The organism is Wolbachia endosymbiont of Brugia pahangi, from assembly GCF_012030695.1.
In the GTDB taxonomy this organism is placed as follows: Bacteria; Pseudomonadota; Alphaproteobacteria; order Rickettsiales; family Anaplasmataceae; genus Wolbachia.
The window spans coordinates 162,582-183,505 of sequence record NZ_CP050521.1 but is presented as its reverse complement, the minus strand read 5'-3'; the positions used below and the strand labels follow the sequence as shown (position 1 = coordinate 183,505).

The 20,924-nt window shown below is 33.8% G+C and carries 24 protein-coding genes; 7 read left to right on the top strand and 17 right to left on the bottom strand.

Going from position 1 to position 20,924, the window contains the following annotated elements:
- From WBP_RS05465 to WBP_RS00865, 4 genes are all read right to left on the bottom strand, one after another.
- The gene (locus WBP_RS05465) at positions 1–225 is read right to left on the bottom strand and encodes a hypothetical protein (RefSeq protein ID WP_246166036.1); all 225 of its coding nucleotides are present in this window, start codon (positions 223–225) and stop codon (positions 1–3) included.
- A gap of 901 nt (positions 226–1,126) precedes the next feature.
- On the bottom strand, positions 1,127–2,614 hold the full coding sequence (gene guaB / locus WBP_RS00875; protein ID WP_167895777.1) for an IMP dehydrogenase: 1,488 nt from the start codon (positions 2,612–2,614) through the stop codon (positions 1,127–1,129).
- An 818-nt stretch (positions 2,615–3,432) separates the two neighbouring features.
- Positions 3,433–4,848: a transcription termination factor Rho gene (rho, locus tag WBP_RS00870; RefSeq protein WP_167895776.1), complete on the bottom strand. Its 1,416-nt coding sequence runs from the start codon at positions 4,846–4,848 to the stop codon at positions 3,433–3,435.
- Between the two features lie 206 nt (positions 4,849–5,054).
- Positions 5,055–5,645, bottom strand: coding sequence for a cell cycle transcriptional regulator TrcR (locus WBP_RS00865; RefSeq protein WP_167895775.1), 591 nt, complete (start codon positions 5,643–5,645; stop codon positions 5,055–5,057).
- Positions 5,646–5,980: 335 nt separating this feature from the next.
- Between WBP_RS00865 and WBP_RS00860 the strand changes: the two genes are divergently transcribed.
- The 5 genes from WBP_RS00860 (at position 5,981) to trpS (ending at position 10,895) form a co-directional block, all read left to right on the top strand.
- Positions 5,981–7,789 (top strand): peptidylprolyl isomerase, encoded by a 1,809-nt coding sequence (locus tag WBP_RS00860; RefSeq protein WP_167895774.1) that lies wholly within the window; start codon positions 5,981–5,983, stop codon positions 7,787–7,789.
- 136 nt (positions 7,790–7,925) lie between these two features.
- Complete coding sequence (gene rpsP / locus WBP_RS00855) at positions 7,926–8,246, top strand: 30S ribosomal protein S16 (RefSeq protein ID WP_011256729.1); 321 nt, start codon at positions 7,926–7,928, stop codon at positions 8,244–8,246.
- 9 nt (positions 8,247–8,255) lie between these two features.
- The gene (locus tag WBP_RS00850) at positions 8,256–9,242 is read left to right on the top strand and encodes a polyprenyl synthetase family protein (RefSeq protein WP_011256730.1); all 987 of its coding nucleotides are present in this window, start codon (positions 8,256–8,258) and stop codon (positions 9,240–9,242) included.
- A 61-nt stretch (positions 9,243–9,303) separates the two neighbouring features.
- Complete coding sequence (locus tag WBP_RS00845; RefSeq protein WP_167895773.1) at positions 9,304–9,867, top strand: nucleotide exchange factor GrpE; 564 nt, start codon at positions 9,304–9,306, stop codon at positions 9,865–9,867.
- 29 nt (positions 9,868–9,896) lie between these two features.
- Positions 9,897–10,895 (top strand): tryptophan--tRNA ligase, encoded by a 999-nt coding sequence (gene trpS, locus WBP_RS00840; protein ID WP_167895772.1) that lies wholly within the window; start codon positions 9,897–9,899, stop codon positions 10,893–10,895.
- Between the two features lie 296 nt (positions 10,896–11,191).
- On the opposite strand, the gene WBP_RS06005 is transcribed toward trpS, so the two are convergent.
- The 13 genes from WBP_RS06005 to WBP_RS05430 all read right to left on the bottom strand — a co-directional run bounded on the left by WBP_RS06005 (position 11,192) and on the right by WBP_RS05430 (position 20,332).
- The gene (locus tag WBP_RS06005; RefSeq protein ID WP_256366195.1) at positions 11,192–11,323 is read right to left on the bottom strand and encodes a hypothetical protein; all 132 of its coding nucleotides are present in this window, start codon (positions 11,321–11,323) and stop codon (positions 11,192–11,194) included.
- 7 nt (positions 11,324–11,330) lie between these two features.
- A complete protein-coding gene (locus WBP_RS05460) occupies positions 11,331–11,501 on the bottom strand; it encodes a hypothetical protein (protein ID WP_246166034.1) in 171 nt (56 codons plus the stop codon).
- A 19-nt stretch (positions 11,502–11,520) separates the two neighbouring features.
- Positions 11,521–11,802 (bottom strand): hypothetical protein, encoded by a 282-nt coding sequence (locus WBP_RS05455; protein ID WP_246166031.1) that lies wholly within the window; start codon positions 11,800–11,802, stop codon positions 11,521–11,523.
- 297 nt (positions 11,803–12,099) lie between these two features.
- On the bottom strand, positions 12,100–12,240 hold the full coding sequence (locus tag WBP_RS05450) for a hypothetical protein (RefSeq protein WP_225416096.1): 141 nt from the start codon (positions 12,238–12,240) through the stop codon (positions 12,100–12,102).
- A gap of 305 nt (positions 12,241–12,545) precedes the next feature.
- A complete protein-coding gene (ubiA, locus tag WBP_RS00830) occupies positions 12,546–13,412 on the bottom strand; it encodes a 4-hydroxybenzoate octaprenyltransferase (protein WP_167895771.1) in 867 nt (288 codons plus the stop codon).
- Positions 13,413–13,415: 3 nt separating this feature from the next.
- Positions 13,416–13,760: a ribosome-binding factor A gene (locus WBP_RS00825; protein ID WP_167895770.1), complete on the bottom strand. Its 345-nt coding sequence runs from the start codon at positions 13,758–13,760 to the stop codon at positions 13,416–13,418.
- A 9-nt stretch (positions 13,761–13,769) separates the two neighbouring features.
- Complete coding sequence (gene infB / locus WBP_RS00820) at positions 13,770–16,103, bottom strand: translation initiation factor IF-2 (protein ID WP_167895769.1); 2,334 nt, start codon at positions 16,101–16,103, stop codon at positions 13,770–13,772.
- Position 16,104: 1 nt separating this feature from the next.
- A complete protein-coding gene (nusA, locus tag WBP_RS00815) occupies positions 16,105–17,667 on the bottom strand; it encodes a transcription termination factor NusA (protein ID WP_167895768.1) in 1,563 nt (520 codons plus the stop codon).
- A gap of 492 nt (positions 17,668–18,159) precedes the next feature.
- The gene (locus tag WBP_RS05445; protein WP_246166028.1) at positions 18,160–18,615 is read right to left on the bottom strand and encodes an efflux RND transporter permease subunit; all 456 of its coding nucleotides are present in this window, start codon (positions 18,613–18,615) and stop codon (positions 18,160–18,162) included.
- A 142-nt stretch (positions 18,616–18,757) separates the two neighbouring features.
- A complete protein-coding gene (locus WBP_RS06000) occupies positions 18,758–18,883 on the bottom strand; it encodes a hypothetical protein (protein WP_256366194.1) in 126 nt (41 codons plus the stop codon).
- A 202-nt stretch (positions 18,884–19,085) separates the two neighbouring features.
- Positions 19,086–19,295, bottom strand: coding sequence for a hypothetical protein (locus WBP_RS05440; RefSeq protein ID WP_225416099.1), 210 nt, complete (start codon positions 19,293–19,295; stop codon positions 19,086–19,088).
- A 142-nt stretch (positions 19,296–19,437) separates the two neighbouring features.
- Positions 19,438–19,779, bottom strand: coding sequence for an efflux RND transporter permease subunit (locus WBP_RS05435; protein WP_246166142.1), 342 nt, complete (start codon positions 19,777–19,779; stop codon positions 19,438–19,440).
- A 304-nt stretch (positions 19,780–20,083) separates the two neighbouring features.
- Complete coding sequence (locus WBP_RS05430; protein ID WP_246166025.1) at positions 20,084–20,332, bottom strand: hypothetical protein; 249 nt, start codon at positions 20,330–20,332, stop codon at positions 20,084–20,086.
- Between the two features lie 110 nt (positions 20,333–20,442).
- Between WBP_RS05430 and WBP_RS00805 the strand changes: the two genes are divergently transcribed.
- Positions 20,443–20,661 carry a hypothetical protein gene (locus tag WBP_RS00805; protein WP_167895767.1) on the top strand — a complete coding sequence of 73 codons (219 nt, stop codon included), beginning with the start codon at positions 20,443–20,445 and terminating at the stop codon, positions 20,659–20,661.
- Entirely contained in the window at positions 20,655–20,909 is a 255-nt protein-coding gene (locus WBP_RS00800) for a hypothetical protein (RefSeq protein WP_218938834.1), read from the top strand. Before WBP_RS00805 ends, WBP_RS00800 begins: the two co-directional genes overlap by 7 nt.
- Positions 20,910–20,924: the final 15 nt, after the last annotated feature.

Below are 20,924 nucleotides of genomic sequence, written 5' to 3'. Positions count from 1 at the left end.
CTAGCCCACAATTAAGGCATTTTTATGATAAGCAAATCTTGCAACAACTTGACTAAGAAGAGAAACAACTGTCTCACTACCTTCTGACTCAAAGGAGTCCTTTACCTTCTCTAAGATAGAGTGCATACTAAAGCTTTTACCGGAGCTCTGTAAAATTTTAATATTGAATTTGTCACTCTTTTTTTCAATAACGTCAAAGTCTTTACATTTTTTGTCTGCTTTCATATACTTAGCAAAGCTATTAAAGGCTTTTTGTATCTACAAATTTTCGTTAGCATAGACAGCAGAAAATTCTAATAAAATCATGGTACAAATTAATATACAAGCAAGTACAGATCCAAGTATTGCAGAGTTGAGGTTACAATTGGTTCATTCCAGCACGTAACCAGTAAATCTTACTTTCCTGAGCTATACGTAACACAGTATAAATTTATAAATACTAGTCTGCCTATCTCATATAATAATAAAGATATTACTAATAGTGGGGTCAAACATGAATTCCGCTATGCTAACTGCTATTTTATAGCATATATATAGTTGATATATTCATTTTATGATATGATATGTTAATGACCATATACTCTGGTAGTTTTTTTTCATCTACCCCAAATTAGTTGGGCAACAAAACCACCCTAAAAATAATTTTAGGTCTTTATTAATATAAAGTTAACATTAGCACGTTAGCACGAATGTCTATTATTAAAATCTAAGGAGTTTACTTTATAACAAAATTTACATAAAGGACAAATGTTTAAAAGAACTGCCCGAATTTATAGATTCAGCTGCAGTGGAATCACTTGACTTTGCAAAAGCTATTTTAGCTTGTGCAAAATGCTCTTCTAATGAAGCAGAAGAGATAGCTTCTGCACCAGATGTCTTCAATGGTCACAATTAACTTATGAGGAGTAGAAGATAGTGAAGGAGTAATTGATAATGATGTGATAGATGTAGCAGGCTGTACAGCAAGCACAGATATAATATAAACTACATAGATCAAAAAACACGCATTTACAACTTAATAAACTAAGAAATAATGCATTTTCAACCACAGTAGGGGTTTTTGCACTAGTACAAAAACCCATGCTTTACCTTGTTTACTCTTACCGTACCAGTTGACAATTAACAATTAGGCGTCTGAATCAGTTAACAAATTAAACACTTGGTAAGCATAATTTGGAGCTTCCTGCGTAATGATTATATCATGAGCATGACTCTCTCTTAACCCTGATGCAGTTATAATTACAAACCTGCAGTTTTTCTTCATCTCTTCTATATTCCTATTACCGGTATACCCCATTGCAGCTTGCAACCCACCAATTAATTGATGGATTACTCCCGAAGCTGGACCTTTAAATGGCACTCTTCCTTCCACTCCTTGTGGAACTAATTTGAGTTTTGAGTCTTTATCTTGAAAATAACGGCTAGCAGAACCTTGTTTCATCGCACTAATAGACCCCATTCCTCGATAACTTTTATATGCTCTACCCTTATACATGATAATCTCACCTGGACTTTCATCAGTACCAGCAAAAATTGAACCGATCATCACAGAATCAGCACCAGCTGCAATAGCTTTTGCAATGTCTCCTGAGTATTTTATACCACCATCAGCAATCAATCTTACTTTTCTTGCTTTACACGTTTTTGCAACACTTTGAATTGCAGAAAATTGTGGCACACCCACACCTGTAACTACTCTGGTTGTGCAAATTGATCCAGGTCCTATTCCAACCTTCACTGCATCAACACCTGCATCAATCAATGCTTCAGCAGCTTCCTTTGTTGCAATGTTTCCACCAACTAGCTGCGTATTTGGGTACATCGTTTTTATTTCTTTAATAGTATCAATAACGTTTTCGGAATGACCGTGAGCAGTATCCACAATAATCACGTCAATCTCTTCTCCGATCAGAGCTTCACATCTTTCTATACCATCCTTTTTACCAGTACCAACCGCAGCGGCAACTCTAAGCCGCCCCTTACTATCTTTACATGAATTAGGGTATCTATTGTATTTTTCAATGTCTTTAACTGTGATCAAACCTATACAACAGAAGTTTTCATCTATGACCAAAAGCTTCTCTATTCTATTTTCATGCAATAGTTTCATTGCTGAAGCGCTATCTACCTCCTGCTCCCGTATTGTAACTAACTTCTCTTTTGTCATTACCTCGGAGACTTTTATACTCATGTTCTGATCTTCAATAAACCTTATATCTCTGTTAGTTAAAACTCCGACTAACTTGCGTTGATCAACCACAGGAATACCAGAATAATCATGCTTTTTCATTAATGAAATTGCTTCTGCAACTGTTTTATCTGGGGAAATCGTGATTGGATTGTACACGATCCAATTTTCATATTTTTTTACTCTTCTTACTTCTGAAACTTGCTCATCTACTGATAGGTTTTTATGTATGCAACCTATCCCACCATGTTGGGCAATAGTTATTGCAAAATCTGATTCAGTGACAGTATCCATTGCAGAAGATATAAGAGGGATGTTGAGTTCTATACTATTTGTCAAATAAGTTTTTGTGTCTGCATTACAAGGCAATATATTAGAATAAGCTGGCAAAAGGAGTATATCGTCAAACGAGTAACAAGCTTCCATTTTTTTTCATAGGCTTTATTTAAAGCTTATACGCCAATTAAGTAAATTGCAATAGGGCATTACATAAAATTAGCTAGGTACATGGTTCCAAGCTGTATGATGGCAAGAGCAGGCTTTGTTCCATAGTTACCGGTCATTCAAATAGCTCACAGAAATGCAAAAAATTACTTGACATACTTTGCCAGCTTTCTTATCCCAGTAGTGGATCTATTTTACATAACTTCCCAATCTGTACAGATTAAAATGACAAGAAGATCTTGTACCTGATGCATTACTGTTTAATCTTTCGCACTACGTGTACTGTAATATCTTTAATAAAATTTCTAGAGTTCTTTACCTATACAAGCTGAAACGTGCTTACAAAGCATTTAAGACATCACCCAACGTCAAATTTTTAAAATAAAGAGTAGTAACTAGCCACTTCTGGTTTTTTTGCCTTTTTTTTACTTAGTAAGTTTTTTAAATATTTGTAGCTGGAGAATATTAGTAACTTATCATTTTCTTTTATAATAAAAACTGTCAATGAATACCTAAATCTGAGTAAAAGAAATTTCACTATCATTCACTAATCCGGTTAAAATTCAAGTATTTCAATACTTTAGCTATTTTGAATAGGATTAAATTTATTAATATAAATAACGAATTACTATTCTTAAATTTGATTAGATTGATTACAAAAAACAAGATTTCCAATAAGTTGTTTATAATCCCAACTATAGTGAACTTTTCACACGTTGCAATGCAACAAAGTCCTGCAGGCACTGCCTCTTATTAACAGGAAACAACTTAGAGCTAGTACCATTAGGACTGGCTTATTTTTAATTATTCATAGAGTTAAAAAAGTCAGAGTTGCTCTTTGTCAAAAGTAGTTTGTCACGTAGAAACTCCATTGCTTCAACAGGTCCCATAGGGCTCAGTATCCTACGCAACACCCATATTTTATTTAATATAGCTTTGTCAATTAACAGCTCTTCTTTTCTAGTTCCAGATTTTGTAATGTCAATAGCTGGGAATATTCGCTTATCGGCAAGTTTTCTATCAAGTATAATTTCAGCATTACCTGTACCTTTAAACTCCTCAAAAATAACCTCATCCATTTTTGAGCCGGTCTCTATAAGAGCAGTAGCAATTATTGTTAAAGAACCACCATTTTCAATATTACGAGCTGCTCCAAAAAAACGTTTTGGTCTTTGTAGTGCATTAGAATCTACACCACCAGTTAGAACTTTTCCAGATGAAGGAATAATTGCATTATAAGCACGTGCAAGACGAGTTATAGAGTCGAGCAAGATTACCACATCTTTTTTATGTTCAACCATCCTTTTAGCTTTTTCTATTACTATTTCAGCAAGCTGTACATGACGGTAAGCAGGTTCATCAAATGTAGAGCTTACTACTTCGCCTTTCACAGAGCGCATCATATCTGTCACTTCTTCAGGTCTTTCATCTATAAGTAATACTATCAATTCTATTTCAGGATGATTTGTAGCTATAGAATGAGCCATTTGCTGAAGTAGTATAGTTTTTCCTGTACGTGGTGGAGCAACTATCAATGCTCTTTGTCCTTTTCCAAGAGGTGCGACTATATCCACAGCACGCATATTTATATCTTTTTTATTATCTCCGCTGCTGTTGTTTTCAAGGATTAAACTTTCCCCAGGATAAAGAGGAAGCAAATTATCAAAATGGACGTACTTTCTTAATTCACTTACTTCAGTAAAGTTTATACCTTGAACCTTAGTTAAAGTAAAATATCTTTCCTTATCACTAGGTGGTCTTATTTCTCCGCATACTATATCTCCTGTGCGCAAATTAAACTTTTTTATTTGTCCATTGGAAATATAAACATCATCAGTGCTTGGAGCATAATTTGCATTTGCTGAGCGTAAAAACCCAAAACCATCAGGTAATATTTCCACTACTCCACTTCCTATAGTAATACCTCCTTCTTCGCTCATTTTCTTCATCAAGTTGAATATCATTTCCTGCTTTAACATTCTGCCATTGCCTTTACCATTAGTTGAAATTTTTCTTTCTTCAGCTAGATTTAATAATTCTTCTGCTGTTTTTTCTCTTAGCTCGCTTAGGTTTAATGTTTTTCTGATTTCCTTTATACCTTTGTTCGTTGTTTGTTTTATCATACCGTTATCGAAAATTTGCTCACTTTTTTCTATTGGCTCAGGTGCAACTACAACCTTTTCCTTTACTAAAACATCTTTATTGATCGTTACCATAGTCCTCCAAAAATTCTAACTGATGCTTACTAACCTAAAACGTGATTACAAGATAATAAATTAGGCTGAGCTAATCTTCAGGAAGTATCAAACTTAATTATCATTAAGCTACATACCTTACCTAAATACTATACCAATAAATACTGGCAAGTCAAGTTAATTTAATATCAACACAGCATGAAAATAAGTAAATGATTTGAAAAACTTTAATAATTTTTCTTTATATTTTTTAACCTTTCTCGTTTCTCTTCTTTCACTCTTGCCTTTTCCACTTCTGCTTCTAGGTTTTCTTGGCTACATAAGCCGAGTAATATGGGATCTTGAGGTTTTATATTTTGCATATTGTAATGAGATCCATCTCTTACCTGCTCCACCGTATAGCTTGTTGTACTGATTAGTTTAGCTATAACACCATTGTCCAAGATAGGGAATTTTTTTATTAAATAATAAATTGCATCAGGTTTATCTCTACGCCTTGCTGCAGAGGCAAAACCCAAAATATTACCAACTACCTTACTTCTTTTTTTTATATTTTTTGCAATCAAACTTGGAATATGATTTGGGTTTCTTCTACAGTCATCAATTTCTTTTTCAGTTATTATTCCAGAAATAACAGGATTAAACTTTTCTACGTCTATTTCTTCATCAGCTATACCTTGCACTTCTTCGAGAGCTAACCTACAACACTGCGCTATTTGATTAAAAGTTAAAGCAGTATTATCTACTAGCCAAGCAGCAATTTGCATGAAAAACTGTTTATTTCTATCATTATTGCCCTTAGAAAGTTCTGTTGACATCAAAGAAACATCTCCAAAATAAAATCAATTGTCGTTACATAGAGCTAAAATATAAGCTATTAAAATTAAAAAAGCACTAATTTTATCACTAGATGACTTTTTTTGGTTTTAACTTCTTAGGATAATCAAGCAGCCAGATCTATCTTAAGCGACTCAAAAAAATATTTTCTCTCTTTGGGCATGATAACTTAGTCAAATGTATATTTTTACTTAAGGATTGGTTAATTTTTAAATCTAGTGTGTTGTAATACTATATATAGTAGTTAAATAATTAATAAATTTACAAAAACTAAATTATCACTATTCTATAATTAACCGCTAATCAACTTTCATTTATGAATGTCAAAAATTTTTTTACTAAAGTAACCGCTGTCATTTTAACTTGTTTGTTAATCTTTACGGGAGTTGGTAACTTTCTCTCGGATGAGAATAAAAAGGAAGAAGTAGCTAGAGTTGGAAAGGAAGTTATAACATTAGGTGAGTACAAATTGCTATATCAAAGTTATGGAAAGCAGATTTCTGGATCTGATATTAGTGAAGAGCAAGTGAAAAGATTGAAATACGATCTACTTAATGCACTCATAGAGCAAAAACTACTGTTTAACTTAATCAGTGATTTGGGGTTAGTAGTTGGGGAAGAATCCATAAAAGACCACATTAGAAATACCAAGTACTTTCAAAACGATAAAGGAAAGTTTGATAAAGAAAAATTTCATGAGGCGCTAAATAGTCTGCACATGACGGAAGGAGAATATGTAGCAAAGCTAGAGAAAATCCTACCTGCAATTATGTTCATAACTTCATTATTTCATGATAATTATCCAGTAACTTTTGGCGAAAAAATCGACGAACAGATATATAAGAACCGCTATCAAACTAGAGTAGTTAATATTGTTAAAATAACTCAAAATGCAGTTACAAACGTTACTGAACCAGATGATCGAGTTTTACTTGACTTGTATGAAAAAAATAAATCCCATTTCTATTACCCTGAATATCGAACTGCACAATATATTTCTTTAGGTCAAAAATACTTTGCAAACCAAATTCAAATTTCAGATAGAGAGGTTGACGATATAATAAAACAACAGGAGCTTAAAGATCAAAGAGATATATTTAACTTAATATTCTATACTAAAGAAGAGGCTGAAACAGCACGGAAAGCATTTGAGGAAGACAAAGTAAGCTTTGAACAGATAGTAGAGAAGTTTGGAAAAACAAAACTTGAGGAAACTAGGATAAATAATATAACTAAGGATTCTTTACCAGAAGACATGAGAGAAAAGGTGTTTGCTCTCAAAGTTGGTGAAGTAAGTGAAGTCTTAGCAAGCAGTTTTGGTTGGCATATAATAAAAGTGGATAGTGCACATCAAATCTCTAATGAGAACTTAGTTGATCTGAAGAAGAATATAAAGTTAGTTTTAACTAATCAGAAGTCCTTTGAAAAGGTCAACGATTTTATAAACCAAGTAAACTATAAGATATATAACGGTGCAACGATTGAAGGAATATCCAGTGAATATAATTTGCCTATGCAAACTATCGGTCCAATAGATGCTAGTGGAAAGGATCAAAGCGGCAATAGTGTGGAAAGCTCTAGTGATCTGGTTTCTTTTATCTTTTCACGAGAAAAAGACCAGAAAGGTTATTTTAAAGGCGTTGGAGATGCCGTTGTTAGTGTAAAGATCGTCAACATTGTTCCACCTAAATTGCAAAGCTTCGAAGAAGGTAAGGCATTAGCAATAGATCTTTGGCGTAATGGGTTTATAAAAGAGAAAATGTTTAAAATTGGACAAGAAGTTGCAGCTCGACTAAAAGAAAAGGCAGATTTAAAAAAAACTCAAGGTATAGAATTGATTAAGGATCAGCAGATACATCGCAATGAAGTAGGTCAGCAAAGTTACCCCTTTTCTTTTATAGAGGAGATTTTTAATATGAAAACGATCGGTTCAGTAACAGACCCTGTTCAACACAATAATGAAGTTATAGTAGGCGTTTTAAAAGAAATGTACTCATCAAGCGGCAAATTAAACATGTTCGATACTGGAAAACGTGTAATGATATCGCTAAAAGAGCAGTTAATTAGCTACTTAGAATCAAAGTATAAAGTTAAGGTTAACCACGCTATACTTGATGATACATAAAAAAAGTCCAATTATTACTATCTGACATAGATAATAAGAGCAGTTGTATTGTCCTTGAATGGCAATGTGGCAATTAGTTTGACTAAAACTGCTTAATTATATAAAATTGTAACTAGTATAATAAATAAAGGTTAACATGGCAGTTAAAATAAGGTTGGCAAGATTTGGTGCAAAGAAACGCCCTTTTTACAGAATAGTTGTAGCTGATTCACGTGCACCAAGAGATGGACGTTTTATTGAGAGAATAGGGCAGTATGATCCAATGCTATCAAAAGACAACAAAAATTGTGTCGTGGTAAAAGCCGATAGATTAAAATATTGGCTAAATGTAGGTGCGCAAGCAAGTGAAAGGGTACTATGGTTCATTAAAAAAGGCATAATAACTTTAGAAGCAGAAAAAAAGAAAGTAGAAACAAAGAAAGCAGAGATAAAAAAAGTAAAAGAACAAGAGGTATAAGTCTCATTAATGCTGAACACCGGTTTAACAAATAATGATATATTAGACGATATCGTATCCTCTGACTTATCAGCTATGAAGAATTTTATCTTCAGGGATGTTAACAACGGAGATGTTAAGCTTGCTGCTGATATTATATCTCATCTTGTCAGATCAGGCGGAAAAAAAGTTAGGCCCAAACTTGTCTTTATCATATGTAAAATGCTGAACTATTCCGGAGAGGATAGGGTTAAAGTTGCCGCATCAGTAGAATTTATACATAACGCCACTTTACTTCATGATGATGTGCTTGATGAAAGTGAAGCACGTCATGGAGTTAAAACAGCAAATAAAATTTGGGGAAATAAGTCAAGCATTTTAGTTGGTGATCTGTTATTGACTCTAGCATTCAGATGGCTTATAGAATGTGGAAATTTAAACATTCTCTCCATTTTATCTGGAGCATCGCATTCACTTGTAAATGGCGAAATAAAACAAATGGCAGCACGCTTTAACTCTCACACTATTAGGAAAAACTATTTCGACATCATTGGAAAGAAAACAGCGTCTTTATTTTCTGCATGCTGTGAAGCTGCATCTGTAATATCCAACGCTACAAGTAATGAAACAGAGAGGTTGAAAAATTTTGGTCTTAACTTTGGTATGGCATTTCAAATAATTGATGATACGCTTGACTATACTGCTGACCAACGTACTTCTGGAAAGCAAGTAGGAAAGGACTTCTTTGAAGGCAAAGTCACTTTACCTGCTATTATAGCGTACGAAAAAGGCAGTCCAGCAGAACAAAAATTCTGGGAAAAATGTTTTTCTTTGGCTGAGCGCAACTTTGACCAAGCATTACATTATATCAATCATCACAATGCTATTCAGCTTTCTATAGAAAAAGCTAGGCACTATGTTAATATGGCACAAAATAATATTAACACTTTTTCTGATTCTTCTTATAAAATTGCTTTAATTGACTTTTTAAATGCAAGCATAGAACGACAAGCTTAGCTAGTTCTTGATATTTTCAGATTAATTGTTATATATTTATTAGATTTTTAAGGATAATGATATGTCAGATAGTAGTAAAGAAAGAAAGAAGAAATTCACTGGCATGGTGAATAAACAAAAAAGCGAAGACCAACAAAATAATAGTAAACAAGCTGATGATTTAGATGAGCTCAAAACATTAAAAGAACGTGCAGTTCAGCTTGAAGATCATTTACGCCGTGCTGTTGCAGATAACGAAAACGTTAAACGTATAATGCAAAAACAAATTAGCGATGCAAACGACTACGCAGTTACAAAATTTGCCCGTGATATGATCGATTCGTGCGATAATTTAAAAAGAGTAATGGAAATTTTGAAGGACGATGATCCTGTTCATGAGGGAATTAAAGTAGCTTATAAAAAAATTATGAATGATCTCAAAAAGCATGGAATAGAAGAGATAGACCCAATCGGAGAGCTTTTTGATAGTAATTTACATCAAGCTGTTGTAGAAAGAGAGGATAATGAAAAAAAAACTGGCACTATTGTAGAGGTCTTGCAAACCGGTTACACTATCAAAAATAGGTTGCTTCGTCCTGCAATGGTTATCATTTCCAAAAAAACTGCTAATTGTGGAAGCAGTTAGTAATACATATACAATAAGATAAATATGTAATGACAGGCGTAGTCTTTTCAGGCACTCAACCAAGTGGTGTACTACATTTAGGTAATTATCTTGGTGCAATTAAGCAGTGGGTGACTTTACAAGATAAATACAAATCTATTTTTTGTATAGTTGATTTGTATGCAATCACAGCCAATAAGCTTTCTGCAAGTGAATTAAAAAGTAATATTTTTAAAACAGCAGCAGCTTATATCGCGTGTGGAATAGATCCAGAAAAATCCATTATTTTTAATCAGTCTACAATTAGTGGTCATACAGAACTCAGTTGGCTGCTCGGGTGCTACACACCAGTTGGTTGGCTTAATCGTATGACTCAATTTAAAGATAAGGCTGGAAGTGATAAACAAAAAGCCTCTCTTGGGTTATATAGTTACCCAGTACTTATGGCTGCAGATATATTGCTATATCGAACTAAATACGTCCCTGTTGGTGATGATCAAAAACAGCACTTGGAGCTCGCACGCGATATTGCATTAGCTTTCAATAATCACTATAAGCTTGGTCATTTCGTTATACCTGAAATCCTAGTTTTAGATCATGCATCAAGGATAATGAGCTTAAGAGATGGTACAAGCAAAATGAGTAAATCTGACCCTTCAGAATATTCGTGCATTAACCTTGACGACACAGATGACTTGATTATTAAAAAAGTAGGAAAAGCAAAAACAGATTCAATACTAGGCTTTGATTTTGCTACTTTAAAGTGTCGTCCGGAAATAAGCAATTTGATAAACATTTACTCAGTGCTTAGTAATTTAGATGTAGATAAAGTGTGTGAAGAAATGAATAAGTATGATATGCAGCACTTTAAAGGAGAGTTAGCTGATTTAATCATAAGTGTTATATCACCCATACGTGAAGAAATAAATGATCTTTTAAAAGATCAATCTCACTTATATAGAGTGTTAAAAAAAGGCACAGAAAAAGCAGCGGAAATTGTTGGCCATAACATAAAGGAAATCAAAAATATTATAGGGTTTGTTCAATAAGTTATAGCTATTTCTTTCCATGACTTTTAAATCGTGCAACTATTTCCTTTATACTTACATGTGTGAGAAGAGGTTTTTTGCTAATGGAGATTTAGGACCAGACTTTGCTGTTATAGAGGATTCAATTGCAGATCTTTCGTTCTCTGTTGGAAATAAACGAGATTGAGAAGCTGTTTTTAGTGAGAGTGTAGGATCTTGCTTTACACCAGTATCTACTTGTGCTGCTGGGATGACTTTGCTTTCAACAGGTCATACACCTGCATTTTCCTTTACTTGATTTCGCTTAAATTTTTCTTTTAACGCTTTGACTTTGCTGTCCGTCTTGTGATTGACCCCTTCATAGTAACCGCTTCTACTTTTGGTATCGCTTTACTAGAAGCTTCCTGCATAGATTGCCTACGATCTTGATTTTTAGTTTTTTTTGACATTTCAGGTTTACTTTATTCCTGGCTTCGTATTTACTTCTTCTTTTTGATCAGCACGGCCTAGATTTTTAGACTTTGGCAGTATTTTAGGTCTATCTTTTCTCGGTTTTTGCCCAATCTTTTGATTAGTAGCGAACGTTTTCTTTAATACTGGCAGTGCTATTGATGGTTTTGGTGGCATTGAAAATTTAGATTGCTGTTTACGTTCTCTTTATTGCTTCTATATGTTTTTTAGAACCCGTTGCATAAATTGCCTCTTTCTCTTGATAATTTGACATTCTTTTATCAGGCTCTTCATCTAACAAACTTCCATAGCCTGAGTCCTTATAACTATAAGAAAGTTTATTGCTATCTGAGGGTATAATCTCTACTTCTGATTTAAAACGTACCTTCTTCTCAGTAGCAGAAACCTTTTTCTCAGACTCAGGCTTAAGCTCATTTATGGAAAGATTAGCTTCTTCTAATGAGAAAGTTTTCTTCAAATTCGGAGCAGTTATGGGTAGTGGAGGTGCAGTTGTCGGTCGTTTTATTTTTCCCTTTGGAGATTACTACCTAATTCTTCTTTTGGCTGTTCTCCCTTTTATTTTAAAGCTATTTTGCTTTCCACATTTACTTCTTATAATTTATATTTTTCCTGAACTTTTTACCCTGCTCTGAATCCAAAATTTCTTTCAAAACATTGAGTTTTTCTTTAAGGAAATTAATTTTTCTCAAAATATTCGTGTATCTTACTGCTTTTTCTAAAGTAAAATTTGGCAATTTATCTTTAGCAACATTTCTTATGTTGTCATCTTAATCGGAACATCTTTTCCTAAGATTGTGTTCCATATGTTCTTTAATGTTTCAAAAAGACCTGATGGCTTTTCATCAACCGGTTCTACATAATTATCCAAGTCAGTATACATAATAAACTTAGCCACGTCTTTGCCTCGTTTGTAAAATCTTCTAGTGCTTAAGATAAATTTCTTACTGTTTCAGTATATTGTTTGTCGACTTCCTTTGTATTTCCTAACCTTACAACTTTGACCAGAGAATCAAGTTTTTTTTTCATAGTTGTTACTTTTGAATGGGTCACTCACACTAATTACAACTTACTATTTATTAAAATATAGACTTAAAAAATTAAGATCTAGTAAATATCATTTGTATAATCCATGGGATCCAGATTAAGCTCTATTGAGTACGCTTAAACAGTTTGATTTCATTAGCATGCAGACTTTACAATCTAATTGGCAAAGTTCACAATCCTATCTAAAAAGATGCCGAAAAAAAGTAGTAGTCCTATATAGGAATTATTTTTAAATATGGACATGCATTGACTAGAGTTGTCAGGATTAAAATGTTTGTACTGGCGATAAAATATAAATCCTACAGCAAGCAGAGCAATGTAAAAAATGTTGTTCAATGATGATAAAATACCGGCGTATAGCCACACCATGAGAGATATTAAGTAAAACCTTTTTAGCCAAGATTTTGTTTTATCACCAAAATATAATGCAGTTGATTTTATTCCGAGTTTTTCATCATCCCTTTTATCCTGATGGGCGTATATGGTATCATAACTCAGCGTCCAAAAGATGCATCCTATATAAAAGAGCATGGGTTCTATACTGATCTGGTTCTTCACTGCTGCCCAGCCTATAAGTGATCCCATATTGAAAGTAAACCCTAGAAACAATTGTGGCCACCAAACATAACGCTTCAATAAGGGGTAAATAGTTACCATACACATTGAAATTACTCCAAGTATAAGTGTAGTTTTGTTAGTAAACAGTAGAACGACTAGGGCAATAGATAGTAACAGAAAAAGTAAAATCAAAGCTTGCTTTACGTTTAACTTGCCACTTGCAAGTGGTCTATATTTTGTGCGTTCAACATGCGCATCTATTTTTCTATCGAAAATATCATTGATTATGCAACCTGCAGGTCTCATTAAAAATGCACCTATGGTAAACAAAATAAGGAGAAGAAAAGTCTGCCAAGATAGAGAAGTTGAGGCTAGCACAATACCACTTAAACCAGGAAATAACACAAGCCACAAACCTGTTAAGCTGTGCAACCTCATCAATGAAAAGTAACAATTGAAATGCATTTATTAAGTATAATTACTTAGTATTTTGCTTATGTTAACAAAATTATCGAACGCTAAATCAGCCTTAAAAACTAACTTTGGTATAAATCGCAAATCAACATAACTCAATATGGATTTGCGTATTAACCATGCAGATTGGTTAATTTCATCAACAATAGTATTAATATTATATTTTTTTTTGCTTAATGAGGATAACACAATATATACATCTGCTTTTTTCAAATCTCCACTTAATTTTACATCAGATATTACTACATTTTTATTGAACACCTTACCCTCCATTAAGACTTTGGATATTGCTCTACGCAATACAGATGCTATTTTTAGGTTTCTGATTTCCTTTCTCATATTAAACTACTATAACACCCTTTCTTCTTGTACTAATTGATGAGCTTCAAGAATATCTCCAACTTTTATATCAACGTTACCATCCAGAGATACTCCACATTCAAAGTTTGTACCTACTTCCTTAACGTTATCCTTAAATCTACGTAAAGCTTTCAACTTTCCTTCATATATCAACTTATTATTGCGCATTACCTTAATTAAAGAATCTTTTTTTACAACTCCATCACTTACATAACATCCAATAATATTGCCTACTCTAGATACATTAAATATCTGCCTCACAGATGCAGAGCCAATACGCACTTCTCGTGTCACAGGCTTTAACATTTTAGTCAAATACATTCTCATGTCGTCGATAAGTTCGTATATTATGCTATAAGTATGTATTTCTACACCCTTCCTTTTTGCTAAATCCCTTATTTTTGAATCTACTTTGACATTGAACGCTAAAATTACTGCACTTGATGCTTCTGCAAGCAGCACATCTGAATCTGTTATTCCCCCTACTGCTTTGTGTAAGATATTCAATTTTACTTGGTCTTTACCGAGCTTATCAATTGAATTCGATATTGCTTCAATAGAACCAGTTACATCGCACTTTAAAACTACAGATAATTCTTCTACTTCACTATCATTGCGACTGAACATGTCTAAATTATTGTTGCTTAAATCTTCTTTCTTTTCCTTGATTAACTCTAACCTATACTCAGCAATTTCACGTGCCTGCTTTTCAGAACTTACTACAACAAATTTATCTCCAGCATTTGGTATACCATTTAGACCAGTAATCTCAATTGGAGAGGATGGTAGTGCCACCTTTTCTCTTTGCCCAAGGTGATTAACCATACTGCGCACTTTACCATATGCTGTACCAACTACCAACATATCACCAACTTTTAGCGTTCCTTCCTCAACTATCAATGTAGCCGATATTCCCTTGGCTTTATCTATTTTAGATTCTATTACCCACCCAAGTGCCCTACAATCTTCTATTGCTTCTAGCTTCATTAATTCAGCGATCAATAAAATCGCCTCTTCTAGTTTATCCAAATTAATTTTCTTTTTTGCTGATACTGGCACAACTATAACATCGCCACCGAGCTCTTCAGGAATGAGATCATATTGAGGTAAACTACTAATTATCCTCTCTACATCACCAGACTGTGACCTATCAATTTTATTAATAGCAACTATAATAGAAACATTTGCCGCTTTTGCATGATTCATTGCTTCAATTGTTTGTTTCATGACTCCATCATCAGCCGCAACTACTATTACAACTATATTAGTGATGTTAGCGCCACACGCACGCATCGCAGTGAATGCTTCATGTCCCGGCGTGTCAATGAAAGTAATTTTTTTATCTTTTGTAATTATCTGATAAGCACCTATGTGTTGAGTTATTCCGCCTAACTCTCTTTCTGCAACATTAGACTCACGAAATGCATCAAGCAAGGAAGTTTTACCATGATCAACGTGTCCCATAAAGGTGACAATTGGTGGTTTAGGTTTCTTAGGTAAACTTTCTCTCTCTTCTATAAAAAACAAATTCTTTTCTTTGTTAGCACCGCTCACTCGTTTAGCCGTATGATTGAATTTCTCCACTATTTCGCATGCTACTTCTGGATCTACTAAATCATCCACTCCATAATTCTCACCCATTTCTTCTTTCAACATCTTTAGCACACTTTTGCTATCTTCTGCCATGCGAATAGATAATTCCTTAATTGTTATCTCATCTGGTATAATAACTTCCCTTGAGATATTTTTACCCTTAGTGAATTCTGATTTTCTATTTCTTATACCAAATCTTTGCTTAAACACAGAAGGTTGCTCAATTTTGTCATCTATTGATTGTGCAATTATCCGCTTAGAATGCTTGGAATATATATCTTTGTTAGTCTTTAAAGACTTTTTATTATTATCTTCGTTGTCAGTGTTATTCTCTATTAGCTTAACTAAGCTAACATCATTCAAAACTTCCTTTCCAGTTTCTTTAAATGAAGTATTCGTGGCGCTATCTCTGTCGTTAGTCTTTTCATTACTATCTTCTTTTACTATACTATCTTTTTTTACTATGGCTTCTTTTTCTTTTAGATTCCTTTCTTTCAGCAAAGCAGCGTTCTGTACAGCATTAATACGAGAAATTTGCTCTTTTTTTGTTAAAGAACCTAATAATTTATTTTCATCTTGTTCTTCTGTGTCATGAGTTTTTCTTCTTCTTTTTTTTACTATTGTAGCTCCCATACTTGGACTTGCTGAAGAGCTCAAATTGAAGTCTAATTTAAGCTTACTAAAGCCTTGGAGTGTTAATTTTTTGCTACTGATATCTTTACTATTCATATTATATTACACCAAGCTTCTTGCGCGCTTCCATGATTATTGAGTTCACTGTGTTTTTTAAGTTTTCTTTATCACTCGCTGAAGAAGAAAGTATACTACAAAATTCATAGCTTGACAAATCTGCTATGTTTTCTAAAGTTTTAATACCATGTTCACTAAGAGCAATTTTATCATCTATTGATAAAGGTAAATTGATCACATCACTTTCCATACCTAAACTTTTTAACTCTTCTATTTTTCTATCATTTTCTGCTTTTAGATATCTATTTGCCCTGTTACGCAGTTCACTTGCAATATCCTCGTTAAAGCCTTCTATTGAAGCAAGCTCTTTAATGGAAGCATTCGATATATCCTCTACGCTTGAAAAGCCTTCTGTGACTAGCAGTTGACCCATAATCTCCTCTAAGTTTAAAGCTTCAGCGAATAGAGCTGAACACTGACTAAGCTCTCTATTGCGCCTTTCCGATTCTTGTTGAGTGCTTAGTATCTCAATCTTCCACCCAATAAGCTCCGAAGCTAGTCTCACATTTTGACCCTTTTTTCCTATTGCCAAACTCAATTGATCTTCAGCGACTATTAGTTCTACGCAATTTTCACTTTCATCAATAATAACCTTCGATACTTCCGCAGGAGTGATTGCTTTAATAACAAATTGGCCTAAGTCTGAAAAGTAATGCACGACATCAATTTTTTCACCATTTAATTCATGTATGATGGCTTTTATTCTCTCTCCCTTAACTCCAACACATGCACCTACTGGATCAATATTCTTATCGGGAGAGAAAACGGCAACTTTGGACCTTGAACCAGCATCTCTAGCTATACCCTTAACTGTCACTAACCCATCAGCAATCTCCGGTATCTCCTGACTTAGTAATGCCTCCAAAAAGCCTTCATTTGCCCGAGAAAGAATAATTTGACGTCCATCGTCAGAGCGCTTAACAGTTTGTATGTAAGCTTTAATCTTATCACCTTCGCGAAATAATTCACCACCGATTAAATTTCGCAATGGAAGATATGCCCTAGTACCATTCATGTCTATAATCAGATCTGAATATTCTACTTGTTTAACAATACCATACCTTATTTCCCCTACTTTATCCTTAAATTCTTCATATTGCTTCTTTAACTCTTCATATTTAATTACTTGAGCAATCCTTTGCTGGGCAATTCTTGCTGAGGCAAGATCAGTATTAAGAGAGAGCAATTCATTAATAGTGTCTCCAACTTTTGCATCCTCCTTTATTAATTTGGCTTGTGTAAGCGTAATTGACCCATATCCGTTATGCTCTTCTCCATTTGGTTCATCATCAACGACCTTTAATTCTCTGTACGAAATAACCTCACCTGTGCTTCTATCTATATTAACCACAACCTTACTTTTGCTACCATACTTTTGATAAGCTACTGCTTCTATAGCACTTTCTAACGCTTTCATTATAACTTCAAAATCTAGACCTTTCTGAAGTGAAATCTCCCCCGCTGTCTTTATCATATCAAGATTTCCTACTAAGTTATTTTTGTCACTTCTCTGTTTAACACTTCTTTTGCGATCAGCAATCATACAAATAAATCCTATACAATTAGTTATAATTATAGTTTCAACGGGCAAAGAACTCTATTCTCAATATTAAATAATTACTAATTTAAGTCAAGTTTTTTCATGTCTTTGCATTACAAGCAATGCAGGGGAAAAAATAAAGTTAAAACCGTTGCAGTTAATATTCCATTTGCTATAGTCGTTAAAATATCAACCACCACTGGCTTGATGGTGCGTCATATATGATTTGTAAAGCAAAAAAATCAATATTTAACTTAGTAATCACAGGTATCAGCCCAAGGACTGTGGTTTCAACGGTAAGCAATATTAGTCTAATACGAGAAATCGAAGCATTTATTACACATCGCTTAATATCATTTTCATATATCTTGATTTGGCGATGGAAAGCATTATGTTACTAATACCAAGATCATTGATGTAATTGCCAATATAAAAGCCTTTAACAAAAAGGCTTCTGATTTTGTTGATCTTCTTTTTATCACCTTTAAAGTCAACTTAAACTTCCTTGTTCCAATCTCGAGCAATTGAATTTTGAATGAACTTAACCCTTTCATCAACTAAATAACCAGGGTCAACATCAGCAGAGATTGTCACTGTGCGTAATCCATTAATTCTACTCAGTTTATTTATCTTTTTTTCTGGAGCATATTTTACTATGTTGCCCATAGGGTACAGGCTGTTAGCCATATTAATAAAAAGATTTTCCACAGCCTTCATGTTGCAGTCCTTTTCAGGAAAGTAAAGTACAATGTCGATTTCTCTATTCAGGTTATTTGATCTATATTTTCCAATGAATACTCCATTTGTAATCATTTTTATAAAGTCGCCAATAGCTGCAACACTTACCCCAGAACTTGTAGCCTTGTTTTTGTCAATACTCATGTTCCATTCTATTGCAGGTATTGATCTGCTGTCTTGAATCTTTACAAACCCTGATAAAGGCTGGTCCATAATTTTTAGAATTTCTCTGCTACTAAATCCAAGCCAGACACGTTTCCGCTGAGATTAATCTGTATTGGCTTATCAGCCGATGGCCCTAACTTCTCTCCTTGGAGATCAATTATTACTCCTTTCATACCCTACACACTGCTTCTTATATCATAATATAACCTAACTTTGCACCTAAAACGCAATTCACAAGTTCCAATTGAATTCTGGCGACAACACTATCATCAAATAACCCTGACTTAGCATAGAAAACTTTAACTTCCTTCTTCATATTTAAAACACGATCCTCTACTTTTCTAAGTATCAGACCTCGTTCTTTGGTTTATAAGCTTTCTTTTGCTTTAACACTAATATAAGATATTGTCTGAGTCCACCTTCGAAAAAAAACTTTACCCCAAGGGCCAAAGGTAAAGTACAACACACTAAACGAAAATAAAATTAATACACAGCACACACAAATTTTTTAGGATGGTCTAAACTTTCTCTAATATGAGTATGTAAGCTCTTATTACAGGTCCAGTATTCTTTATCTCACCACTTTCTATTGCATTCATTTTTTCAACTTCCTCTTTTGAAGCCACTGAAGGCTTGTCAAATATTGCACCAAGTGTTAGTATGAAAACCAAAGCCATAATGAGCGAACCAGTCAGAGTTAGAATTATTGTAATTGGTATACGCTGCATAAGTTTACCGACCGCATTAGGCCGCAAAAAACACTGCTAATTTTGTCAACGTTGATGATAGAACTGGGCAGAACATATCATGAACTGCAGTGTGAAAGGCTTCTACTTTGTCCATTCCACAGATCATCTTTCTACCAGCATATTAGTTGACTACAATTGCATCATCAACTAGCATACCAATCGCCATAATTAAACTAAAAAGTACGATAATATTTAAAGTTATGCTCATAAAGTAAAGGGCTATTATTCCAATAAGAAAAGAGCCAGGTATCGAAAGTGCTACAAGGATAGCAATCCTTGTTCCCATAGAGAATATCATTATGATCAATGTCAGCAATACGGCAAATATCATGCAGTTTTCTAGGTTATCCAATACATTACGGACATCTTTCAACTGGTCATTTAAATACACCACTTTTAGATTTTTAGGCAGCTGGTCTCGTGCCTTATCCACTAAGTATTTTACTTGATTTACTGTATCTATTATGTTTTTTCCATTACGTTTTGAAATCTCTAATACTATGACAGCCCACTGATACGAGCAAATCCTTTGTGGTCTTCAAATCTAGGGTACACTTTTGCTATATCCTTTATTTTCAAAACTGCATTATCTTAAGACCTGATAAGAATGTTTATAATATCTTCTATGTCTTTTATAACTCTGATATTTTAATCGAGTATTTGCTTGTATCATTGTCAAGTGATCCAGCTCCGACCAGTTTATTATGTTTGATATAGCATAAAATATTTTACCTGATTGAATGTTGTATTTTGTTAGGGCTATAGGTTCAACTATTACTTCTATGTTTCCTTACGCTACCTGCCATTTCAACTTTGAGAACATTTGGCAGAGATTCTATTTCTTTTTTAAAATTATGCGCTACCCCAGTTAAAGTCCTCTCTGGTGAATTACCAATTAATCCAACATTTAGTATAGGAAATAAGCTTAAATTTATTTCGCTGATTATCGGAGGCTCTGCTTCAACAAGTAGCTTCGATTTTATGTTTGAAAATTTTGAATGAACATTATCTAGCACTTCCTTATTACTATACTCTGCGCCAAATTTAAGTACTATATGTGCACCATCATTAGTTGCTAGGACTTTTAGTTCCTTAATTCCTTCTATAGACCTCAGTTCATTTTCTATTGGAATATGAAGGTGAGAAAAATAACATTGTAGTACCTGTAAAGAGCCCAGAAGAAACTGAAGCTAATTTAAAAGAGAAAATGATAAGAAAAAGGTCAGAGGAAGAAATGAAAAATGGACTACCTAAACATATGGACTACGAAGGTAATGCACTGCCTGAAAATACTGAAGCTAAAACTGATAGTTGCTCTATTAATTATACAAAAACTATATGGTAGTACTTGATAGAATCGTCCTTTATATGCAAGATGGCGAGAAACAAAGTACTAGCCAAGATGACACAGGTCAAACTCAATTTAAAGAAAACTACATGGATTTGATGCAATCTTTTCCTGAACATATAGATGCATGCGGTAATCCACTTTTACTGCTGCAAAGCAAATTTACTTATATGGAGCTTGAATTTGAAAGGTACGCAGGATACAAATCATCACCCCTAAGTCTAATAAATATTCCATCCTATTAAAGAGAAAGACATCTG